The sequence below is a fragment of the Haemophilus haemolyticus genome, assembly GCF_003490595.1.
Taxonomy (GTDB): domain Bacteria; phylum Pseudomonadota; class Gammaproteobacteria; order Enterobacterales; family Pasteurellaceae; genus Haemophilus; species Haemophilus haemolyticus_L.
Window position 1 is genome coordinate 1 of the sequence record NZ_QQGY01000017.1, and the last position, 11,896, is coordinate 11,896.

At 41.9% G+C, this 11,896-nt stretch carries 5 protein-coding genes; all 5 read left to right on the plus strand.

Translation table 11 applies throughout. The features are described from left to right. Positions 1–100: IS3 family transposase (locus DV415_RS09935; protein WP_133253116.1), on the plus strand; the 100-nt coding region annotated here is incomplete at its 5' end. Between the two features lie 113 nt (positions 101–213). Next, the gene (glgA, locus tag DV415_RS09940; RefSeq protein ID WP_118791549.1) at positions 214–1,644 is read left to right on the plus strand and encodes a glycogen synthase GlgA; all 1,431 of its coding nucleotides are present in this window, start codon (positions 214–216) and stop codon (positions 1,642–1,644) included. 240 nt (positions 1,645–1,884) lie between these two features. Next, positions 1,885–4,350 carry a glycogen/starch/alpha-glucan phosphorylase gene (locus DV415_RS09945; RefSeq protein ID WP_118791550.1) on the plus strand — a complete coding sequence of 822 codons (2,466 nt, stop codon included), beginning with the start codon at positions 1,885–1,887 and terminating at the stop codon, positions 4,348–4,350. 180 nt (positions 4,351–4,530) lie between these two features. Continuing rightward, positions 4,531–6,303, plus strand: a complete 1,773-nt coding sequence (locus tag DV415_RS09950; protein WP_118791551.1) for a ShlB/FhaC/HecB family hemolysin secretion/activation protein — start codon at positions 4,531–4,533, stop codon at positions 6,301–6,303. Positions 6,304–6,372: 69 nt separating this feature from the next. Continuing rightward, positions 6,373–11,896, plus strand: a 5,524-nt coding sequence (locus DV415_RS09955; RefSeq protein ID WP_118791552.1) for a two-partner secretion domain-containing protein, incomplete at its 3' end; no start/stop codon positions are given.

An 11,896-nucleotide genomic window follows, 5' to 3' on the forward strand; every position in this document is an offset into this window, starting at 1 on the left:
TGCTGTCAGAGATTATTTGGATTACTATAATCATCGACGGATTCAACTAAAATTAAAAGGACTGAGTCCGATACAATATCGAAAACAATCCTTTAAATAACAGTCTAACTTTTTGGGGTCAGATCATTTTTGACCGCACTTTATGGCCACTCTTTAGCAAAGAGGGCACTTGATCGAGCGTTATTTATGTTTTATAGGGAAAATGAAAATTAAATGAAAGTTTTACACGTTTGCTCAGAATTTTATCCGCTCCTCAAAACAGGCGGTTTAGCCGATGTTTTAGGGGCTTTACCGCAAGCCCAAAATCAAATAGGGCTTGATGCACGTATTTTATTGCCTGCTTATCCAGCGATTTCTGCAGGTATTTCTAATACACAAGTTGTGGCTGAATTTGATAATTTTGCGGGACATGTTGTGTTGCGCTACGGTGAATATAATGGCGTAGGCGTTTATTTAATCGATGCGCCACATTTATATGCGCGTGAGGGGAATCCATATCACGATTGTTACTATAATGATTATGGTGATAACTATAAACGTTTTGCCTTACTTGGTTGGGTTGGTGCTGAATTATCTACTGGTTTAGATAGCTGGTGGCGTGCAGATGTCGTTCATGCTCATGATTGGCATGCAGGCTTATGTGCTGCTTATTTATTTAATAAAGGTCGCCCAGCAAAATCGGTATTTACAATCCATAATTTAGCATATCAAGGGCAATTCCATTATCAGCATTTATTTGAAATTGGATTGCCTGCAGGCATGTTTAATGTTGATGGTTTAGAGTTATTTGGACAGATTTCCTATTTAAAATCAGGCTTATTTTACTCCGATGCCAGCACGGCAGTGAGCCCGACGTATGCTAAAGAGATTACTACACCTGAATTTGCCTATGGCTTGGAAGGTTTACTTTCTGGTTTAAAATCTCAAGGGCGTTTAGTGGGGATTCTTAATGGTGTAGATGAAAATATTTGGCATCCAAATGTCGATCAATATATTCAGCATCATTACAAATTGAAATATATGGCAGGTAAAAAACAGAATAAAGCTGAACTGCAAGCTTATTTTAATTTACCGCAAGATGAAAATGCATTGGCATTTGTGATGGTAACCCGCTTAACCGAGCAAAAAGGCGTGGATTTATTGATTGAAAGTGCGGATGAAATTGTAAAACAAGGCGGCCAGTTGATGATTTTAGGTTCTGGCGCACCGCACTTTGAACAAGGTATTCGTGAGCTTGCTGAACGTTATCCACAAAATGTTGCAGTCAAAATTGGTTACGATGAAACACTGTCACATTTATTAGTGGCAGGTGGTGATGTGATTTTAGTGCCAAGCCGTTTTGAGCCTTGTGGCTTAACACAACTTTATGGTTTGCAATATGGCACACTTCCTCTTGTTCGTAAAACGGGAGGTTTAGCCGATACGGTAGTGGATAGCACATCGGAAAATATTAAAGATCGCACGGCAACTGGTTTTGTGTTTGAGCAAGCTACCGCTGAAGATTTACGTAGAAGTATCCAACAAGCGTTTGATATTTGGCAAAAACCGAGAGTTTGGTCAGCATTGCGAGCGAATGCGATGGCACAAGATTTTAGCTGGCGTAAAGCAGCAGAACAATATCGTGCACTTTATGAACGTTTGTAGTTTTATTTATAAACGTTAAGAGCAACAGTCTGTTTGTAGATTATTGTTGCAAGCTCTGTGATTGTGCTTGTTTTTCGACAAAATAAGCATAAAATTCGAACAAATTTATTAGAGGTATAAAGGTTCTCGGATATAAAGAGCGGTCTGTTTCGATTGATTTTTTGAAATGTGCGTGAATTTTTAAATCAACATCTCTTTTATTATAGATAATTTTTTAACATTCAAACCGAGGTTTTACTTATGATAATGGATAATTTTGATTCTCCATTCCTATACAATCGCCCACAAATGACTGTTGAGGCAATCAAAAAATCAATTGTTTATAAGCTTATTTTTTTAATTGGTCGCTCACCGCGTGAAGCGAGCCAACGCGACTGGTTAAATGCGACTTTGCATGCTGTTCGAGATTTAGTGACAGAAGGGTGGATTACCACAGCTCGCCAAACTCGAGCGGAAGATTCTCGTCGTGTTTACTACCTTTCAATGGAATTTTTAATCGGGCGTACCCTTTCTAATGCGATGATTGCAGAAGGCATTTATGGATTAGCACAAGAAGCTCTTTCTGAATTAAATGTGGATTTAGAAGAGGTTTTAGAAAAAGAAGTAGATCCTGGCTTGGGCAATGGTGGTTTAGGTCGTTTAGCCGCTTGTTTTATGGATTCTATTGCGACTCTTGGTTTACCAGGTATGGGTTACGGTATTCGTTATGAATATGGTATGTTCCGCCAAAAAATTGAAAACGGTCAGCAAGTAGAACGTCCTGATGCGTGGCTTGAAAAAGGGGCACCTTGGGAGTTTATTCGTCCATCTAAACGCTTTACCGTAGAATTTGGTGGAAACATTCATTTCGAAGGCAAAAAATGTATTTGGCAAGATACCGAAAAAGTAACCGCACTTGCTTACGACCAAATGATCCCGGGTTATCAAAACAATTCTGCTGCGACATTACGTTTATGGTCGGCACACGCAGGCGAAGTGTTTAACCTTGCCGACTTCAACCGTGGCGAACATTTAGCCGCATTAGAAAAGCACTCCGCAAATAAAAATTTATCACGTGTGCTTTACCCTGATGATTCTACTTGGAATGGTCGCGAATTACGTTTACGTCAAGAGTATTTCTTAGTCTCTGCATCGCTTCAAGATATTTTACGCCGTCACAAACGCACCCACGATAGCCTTGAAAACTTGGCGGATAAAGTGGCAATTCATTTAAATGACACACATCCAGCTTTAGCAATTCCTGAGTTAATGCGAATTTTAGTGGATGATGAAGGTTTTGAATGGAAAAAAGCTTGGGAGATGACGCGTAACATTTTCTCTTACACCTGCCATACTTTAATGTCCGAAGCGTTAGAAACTTGGCCAGTGGAAATGATGGCGAAAATCTTACCGCGTCATTTACAGATGATTTTTGAAATTAACGATCACTTCTTGGAATATGTCCGCACTTATGTGACAACTGACAACGATTTTATCCGCCGTGTTTCTCTTATCGAAGAAGGCTACCAACGCAAAGTGCGTATGGGATGGCTATCCGTGGTAGGTTCACACAAAATCAACGGGGTTGCCGAAATCCATTCCGATTTAATGGTAACATCCACTTTCGCAGATTTCGCTCGTATTTTCCCAGAACGCTTTACCAACGTAACAAACGGTATCACACCGCGTCGTTGGTTAGCCGTGGCGAATCCACAATTAGCCGCATTGTTTGATAAATATATCGGCTCAGAATGGCGTTGTAATTTAAGTCAAATCGAAAAACTTAAACCATTTACGCAAGAAAAAGCATTTAAAGAAGCGATTGCAGATATTAAATTTGCGAACAAAGTGAAATTGGCGGAATATGTGAAATCTGAATTAGGTGTTGAACTTGATCCACATGCATTATTTGATGTTCAAGTCAAACGTATTCACGAATATAAACGTCAAATGTTGAACGTATTGCATATTATTGCTCGCTATAATGAAATGCTTGCTCATCCTGAAAAAGATTGGCAACCGCGCGTATTTATTTTAGCAGGTAAAGCAGCTTCGGCTTACTATGCAGCGAAACAAACGATCCATTTAATTAATGATGTTGCTAATGGCATCAATAATGATGAGCGTTTGAAAGGCCGTTTAAAAGTTGTATTTATTCCAAATTACAGCGTAAGCCTTGCCCAGTTAATTATTCCAGCAGCGGATATTTCAGAGCAAATTTCACTTGCAGGCACAGAGGCTTCTGGCACCAGTAATATGAAGTTTGCCTTAAATGGTGCATTGACACTTGGTACACTCGATGGTGCAAACGTAGAGATCTTGGAAAACGTGGGTGAAGATAACATCTTTATTTTCGGTAACACAGTGGAACAAGTTGAACAACTTCGTCGAGAAGGGTATCGATCATTTGAATACTATCAAAACGATGCTCAATTACGCACAGTCGTGGATCAAATTATTGAGGGTAAATTTTCACCAGAAGATCCTCAACGTTATCATCAGCTATTACAAGGCTTGCAATACCACGATTATTATCAAGCTTTTGCTGATTTCCGCAGTTATGTAGAAACTCAAAAAGCCGTAGATGAAAAATACAAACAACGCGATCAATGGATTGAAAGCACCATTCAAAATATCGTGAATATGGGATTCTTCTCATCTGACCGCACGATTAAAGAGTATGCAGAGAGAATTTGGAAAGTTGAGCCTGTTCAATTAGGTGATTAATTTTCTATTCATGGCCAATAAATAAATTATCTGCATCAAGCCCGAGTTTGATGCAGGTTTTTTATACTTAAACTAATGAAAAATAACAGAAATTACTGATATAAACTTTATGGTTTTTTTAAATAGATTTTGATATCTTATCAACCATAATTCATTAATAACTTTATCTTTAGGGTGACAATGAAAAAATCCTCACACTTTTTTCTTTCTAGTTTATTATTTATTTCACCTTTTGGTTTTTCAGCGCCAAGCTCACCAAATGCCAATTTAGAAAAACAAATCGATGCCAAACAACAGAGGCAACAAGCGGAACAAGATGCGTCGATCTTAGCCAAGCAAACGCAATCCGCGAATGTGCGTTTAGAGGGTGAAAAAGAAGCCTCTCTTGGCTTTCCCCAAAATGAATCACAATGTTTTCCTATCAATCAATTGGTGCTGACCGATTATCAAGCTGAAGAAAGTTCATCAGCATCTTCCCATAAATTAATCCAACCAAGCCAATTCTCTTGGGCATTAAAGTCAGTTTATGCTGAGCGTGATTTTGCGCTGCCTGCCTGTATTGGCTCTGAGGGGATTAATGTATTACTTCGTCGTATTCAAAATCGTTTAATTGATTTGGGATATGTCACTACCCGCGTGGTGGTCGAGCCACAGGATTTGCGTTCAGGCATGCTCGTACTCACCGTGATTCCGGGTAAAGTGGGTCGTATTCAATTACAAGACCAAAGTGCGATTCCGTTTGCCACCCGTGGTACCTTATGGTTTGCCATGCCAATGGCGCAGGGGGATATATTAAATATTCGCAATATTGAACAGGGTTTAGAAAACTTAAAACGCGTACCGAGTGCTGATGCAAATATGGAGCTTGTGCCAACGGATGTAGTCGGTGAAACAGACGTGGTGATTGCTTATAAGCAACGCTTACCTTTTCATTTAACCTTGGGGTTAGATGATTCAGGCAGTAAAGCTACGGGGCGTTTACAGGGCTCAGCCACGTTTTCCTGGGATAACGTGCTAACCCTCAATGATATGTTCTATATCAGCGGTACACGCAGCTTTAAACGTAATAGCGATGATGCGGAAGGGGATTATGGCAGTAAAAACCTCAGTCTCTATTATTCTATTCCTTGGAAGAACTATCTCTTAACCCTTTCCGGTTCAAAATATTCTTATCACCAAACGGTAGCGGGCGCGTTTGAGTCTTATACTTATTCAGGTGAAAGCCAACAAATGAAAGCGAACTTAAGTCGCTTATTATCTCGTGGAAGTCTCCATAAAACCTATGTGAATGCCGCGTTATGGACGAAAAAATCCCATAACTATATCAATGACACCGAAATTGAAGTGCAACGTCGTCGAACTGCTGGTTGGGAAGTGGGACTTAATCATACTCAGTATATTGGTAATGCAACGTTACAACTTAGTACGAATTACAAACGTGGTACGGGTGGGAATAAATCCTTACCTGCTCCGGAAGAAGAGTTCGGTGAAGGGACTTCCCGCATGCAGATTTTTACTGCAGGCATTGATTTTACCTATCCTTTCACTATCGGCAATCAGCCTTTCCGCTTTAATACCAGCTGGAATGGGCAGTGGAACGGCACACCTTTAACACAACAAGATAAATTTAGTATTGGTGGTCGTTATACCGTGCGCGGATTTGATGGTGAGCTATCGCTTTCTGGTGAAAAAGGTTGGTTATGGCGAAATGAGCTAGGGTGGAATATTGCGAATAAGGGACATGAGCTTTATTTAGGGATTGACCGAGGTAAGGTGCACTCTAGCCAAGAAGAGCTTCAAATTGGTGATAGCTTAATGGGGGGCGTAATTGGACTTCGCGGCAAACTATGGGGTATTAACTATGATTATTTTGTGGGTGTTCCAATTAAAAAAACAGAAGGATTTAGAACCAGTCATGTGACAACCGGATTTAATGTGAGCTACCGTTTTTAATGCTCACGCTTTTAGATGAATAAATTGATTAAAACCAAACAGAATTTAAAACTTAAAGGAAATTAAAAAATGAATAAACGTCATTATAAAGTGATTTTTAGCCGTGTATTAAATCAGCTTGTCGTGGTCTCTGAGTTAGCAAAATCTCAAGGTAAAGCACAAAGTGAAAATGTGAGTTCAGAACAAGAAAAAACAGGATTATTTTCAACCGCACTTTCCTTCTCCCTCAACTCCATTCATTTCAGCTTAATGTTAGCATTGGGCTTCGTCTTTTTAACGCCTTCTGCTCATGCCGAAGATATGGCGATTCGTGCAGATAAATCAGCACCGGGTAATCAACAACCCATAGTACTTCAAACAGCGAATGGTTTACCGCAAGTAAATATTCAAACACCAAGTGCAGGTGGGGTATCACGTAACCAATATTCACAATTTGATGTAGCAGAGAAAGGTGCCGTATTAAACAATGCCCGTAAAGCAGCGCAAACGCAACTTGCGGGCTGGGTGCAAGGTAACCCGAATCTTGCTCGTGGTGAAGCAAAAGTGATTCTTAACGAGGTAAATTCAGCGAATCCAAGCCGTTTAAAAGGTTATGTGGAAGTGGCGGGCAAAAAAGCAGATGTGGTGATTGCCAACCCAAGTGGTATCCAATGTGATGGCTGTGGTGTGATTAATGCGGGGCGAACAACCCTGACAACTGGTAAAGCAGAAGTAGAAAATGGCGAGTTGAAAGGCTATCGCGTAAAAGGCGGTAAAGTGACTGTTGGTCAAAAAGGCATGGATAACAGTCAATCGGATTACACCGATATTATCGCGGAGAAAGCGGAAATCAATGGTGGCGTTTGGTCGAAAAAAGGCATTAAAGTCACCGCAGGTAAAAACAACGTGAACCGCACGAATGATTCGGTTGTGTACGTGGGGGATGAAAACACCGACAACACCGACAACACTGACCGCACTTTTGACCCCCAAAGTGAAAATCAATCTACTTACAGCGTTGATGTAAGCCAATTGGGTGGGATGTATGCAGAGAAAATCCATTTAGTGGATAACGGTCAAGGTCTTGGTGTACGCAATGCGGGGCATATTGGTGCATCAGCGGGTGAGGTGAAAATTGATAGCCAAGGAAATATTGTCAACACGGGGCAGATTCAGGCAAGTGGTGATGTGAATACAACTGCTGCCAGTGGTGGCATTACCAATGCAAAAGGCGCCAGCATTGTGTCTCGTGATGGCGCAGTGCATGTCAAAGCCAAAGGTGAAATAAAACAAGATGGCCAGATCTTGGCGAAGCAAAAAGCAGATGTGAAAGGGGATTCTTTAACACAGGGCGGCAGCGGTGAAATCGTTGGCGGTAATGTGCGTCTTGAAATTGCAGGAAAAGTGATAAATCGCGGTTTAATTAATGCACGTAAGGCAGAAAAAAATGACAGTCCGGCAAAAACGCTAATTAAAAGTAGTGAAGTTCAAAATATCGGTACGGGACGCATCTATGGAGATAATGTCGCCTTGGGAGCTGCATTAATTGAAAACTTCGATGAAAAAGATGATGAGGGTAATCTGGCTTCCGGCGTAATTGCTGCGCGTGAACGCTTGGATTTGGGGGCGAAACGCATTGTAAACCAAAGTCGTTTTTATTCCGGCAATACGGATGATGCCTCAGCGATACTGAGTTTTGGTGAATTCAATATTGGTTCGGCATTAAATGAAAATGATGAAGCAATAGGCAAGGCGGCATTGTTGCAAAATCGTAGCGCCTTGATGCAAGGCAAAGGCGGAAAATGGGCGGTAGCACAGATTGAACAAACCAATGACTTTTTTGAAACCGAACTGAAAACTGTCTCGGAAAAACCGGTGGATTGGCATTACATTGTGCCGAACGGCGAATCGGAGGCAACTTTCCATATCGATAAACGTTTAGTTAAATGGTACAACAGCGTGCGAGGCAAAAATGGTTATCATGTTAAAGCGTTGCCCACCGAACTTAAAAAACCACATAACGGTGATGTGGTGTCATCCTTGTTGCCACCGGTAACAATTTGTGAAAATACCGACTGTGATATTCACCCTGAAACCTATTATCTACCGAGCGATCCGGCATGGCAGGCGTTTGGAATTCATACCCAACAACGGGCGAATGTAGAACGTATTTTAAGTCAAGCAAAAGTGCCCGTTGCACCGACCAAACCGACTGAGCCCGCTAATTTAGCCTCGTTGGATGAGGCTGCGAAACTGGCATATCAAGCGCAATTAAAGGACTACGAACAGGCGCTTGCCAGCTATCAAGCTGCGAAGGCGGAGTTTGATGAAAAAATCAAACCGCTTTATGTGCAATGGATGAAAGACAACCCGATGCAGTTTAAGGCGTTGTCGAACAAGATTGAGCAACATAACACAGCCATTGCGGCATATGCCGGTCGAAATATTGAGAATTTTTGGGAAACGAATGTAGATAAAGAGGTGATTCGCGCCACTACCGTAACGAAAACCCAACCAGGTAAAATCGTGATGGATGGTGAATTAACCGTAGATTCGGATAATTTCACTAACGACAAATCACAAGTTTTGGTTGGCGGTGCGTTGCGTTTGCTTCATGCCAAAATAGACAATATCAATGCGCAAGGTGAGCAATATACAGATTTATATGGCGATAAACGATATGCCTCTTTGCATAAGCGCAAATCTAAAACAGGAAGCGGACGCAATAAATACGACCGCCGTTATTCCGATTATACGGCAGGATTGCTCTCTACCGATAAGAAAACTATTACATTACCGGTAGCGAATGTTTTTACGGATTATGTCTTTGAATCCAATGAGTTAGCCAATCAAGACAATAAAGGCATGAATGTGCCAACCTCATCTTTATATAAAATTAATCCGCAGGCGGACAATCAAGTGCTGATTGAAACTGACCCGCAATTTACCGATCGTAACAAGTGGTTGAGCAGCGATTATATGTTCAAGATGTTACGCGCTGATCCGCAAAATATGTTAAAGCGTTTGGGCGATGGCTACTATGAGCAACAACAGGTACGCAACCAGTTAAATCATTTGACGGGGCGTCCTCAAGACAGCCGCTACGCTACCTTTGAAGCGCAATATAAAGCATTGATGGACAATGCGGTGAGCGTGGCACAACAATTTCATTTAACTCCAGGTGTGGCGTTATCTGCCGAGCAAGTTAAAGCCTTAACCACCGATATTGTGTGGTTTGAGCCGCAGACGGTGACGTTAAAAGACGGCAGTCAACAAAGGGTATTGGCGCCGAAAGTGTATTTGTCGAAATTCACGCGTGATAATCTTCAAAAAGAAGGTATTGACGGTTCAGCAACCTTGATTTCGGCGGAGAAGGTGCTGATTGAAACGAATAAAACCGTGAATAACCAAGGACAAATCGCGGCACGCTCACAAACGGTGGTTCAGGCGGGTAATATTCAAAACGATGGCAAAATCACAGCAAAACAGACCGCACTTTTTGCCGATAATCATATTGAAGGTAGCGGTCGTTTTGAGGCAGAAGAGGCACTCTTGCTCAATGCTAATGCCATCACATTGAATTCCACAACAGCCACGGGCGAAGTCAACCGCGGGGATTACAGTCATCGCACAACGAAGATTGATCGCCAAGCGGCATTATATGTAAAAGGCGAGAATGGCAGTCTCACGGTTGCAGCGGAAAACATTGCGTTAAATGCCGTCAATCTTATCAATGAGGGCAAAGGAAAAACACAACTTCATGCGACGCAAAACCTTGATTTAGGCACAGTAACGGAAGAAACCGAGCAACATTTAGGTGGTAATAGCAATCACCGTAAACATGAGAAAAACAGTGCTGCACAAGCTACGCGGATACACACACAAGGTGACGCTATACTGAGTGCGAAAAATATCCATACCCAAGGTAGCGAACTGCAAGCAAAAGGCGCACTTCGTCTTCAGGCTACAGAAAACCTGACTTTAGGCACCAAAACCGATACTGCTACCCTTGAGGAATACCACAAAGATAAAACCAAACGTATCGGCGGCAGCGAAAGCCGAGAGAGTTATGTCAATCTTCAAGGTGAAATTCAACAAGGCACGCAACTTCACGGACAAACCGTCACTACCACTGCAGGCAGAGATTTAACCGCCGTTGCCACGCAAGCTCTTGCTACAGAGAATATGGCGTTGTCGGCAGGCGGTAAGCTTAATGTAGAGGCTGCCGTTAATCGCGAGCAACGCACAGAATGGGATAAGCACAAAAAATCGGGGTTGACTGGTTCAGTTAAAAACAGTACTGCCCGAGTGGGGTATGGGCGTTCGAGCGATAATCTTGATGCGAAAGGCGATGATGAAACTGTCGTCGGCAGTCAATTTGTTGCAGAAAAAGGTAAGCTGACGCTAAATGCTCAAGAGGATGTGAATGTGAATGCCTCTCAGCTTGTTTCAGGCGGTGATATGTTGCTTTCGGGTAAAAATGTAAATTTGAATGCCGTAAATGAACGACACGAAAGCGAGCAACATCGCCGTTATACCTCAAGCGGTATTGGTATGGGAGTGGTGTATGACCCGGTAGGTAAAGCAAGAGACAACTACCATGAAAAAGAAGCTCAAGGCGCTACAAAGAGCGTTGTGGGTAAGGCTATGGGGGCATCTGATGCAGTTGCTGACTCTATAGAATCCATGGCGCGCGGTATACAACCCTATGCTAATCACAATCGTAGTGAATCACACAAATACAATCAAAAAACAGAAGCACAAACAACTTCACTTGAAGCGGGCGGTAAGCTGAATATTCATGCTAGAGAGGGCGATATTCGTACGCAAGGTAGTCGTATCAGTGCAGAAGGTGATGCGCTGTTTATTGCAGCTAAAAATGTCGATTTTGGTGTAGCAGTGCATACACAATCGCAGCAAGCCTCGACAAAATCAAGTGGTTTTAGCTTAGATGGCACAGCGAAATATGTGGCAGGGGTGCATACACAGCGGGAAAATGGGGATACTAGTCTTCGCCAAGAGGTTGGTACCCAGATTTCCATTGGTGGCAAGAGCACTACAATTGCCGAGAACGGTGATATTACTCTAAAAGGAACGACATTTGTCTCTAATGACAAAAATATCCTGCAAGCTAATAATGGCGATGTGAAATTGCTGACAGCAGAAACAACGGATAGAAGCACTCAGATGCGCAAAGGGCATAGTGTAGGGGAGGCAGCTATCTCAGATACCGAGCGTTTCTTTGGTTATAACCGCACTAGAATGAATCAGGACGGAGAGCAGATTACGCATAAGGGTAGTCAACTTGCAAGTCTCAATAGCACAGTTGATGTGTATGCGGGTAAAGATTACCTACAAACAGCAAGTGAAGTTTTAGCCAAAGATAAGGTCAATATTAATGCTCAAAATATCATTATCAATAATGCAATTAATCACCAAGATAACAGCTATAGTGAGAGTGATTTAAAAATAGGTCAATTTAGTCGTGTAAAATCGCCAATCATCGATTTAATTAACACGATTGAAGGGGCGGTAAAAAATGACAAAGCCTCTGACCGCTTGAAAGCAGCAAATGTAATGAGTGTAGCTGCACAGGGTTATAACTTATATAACT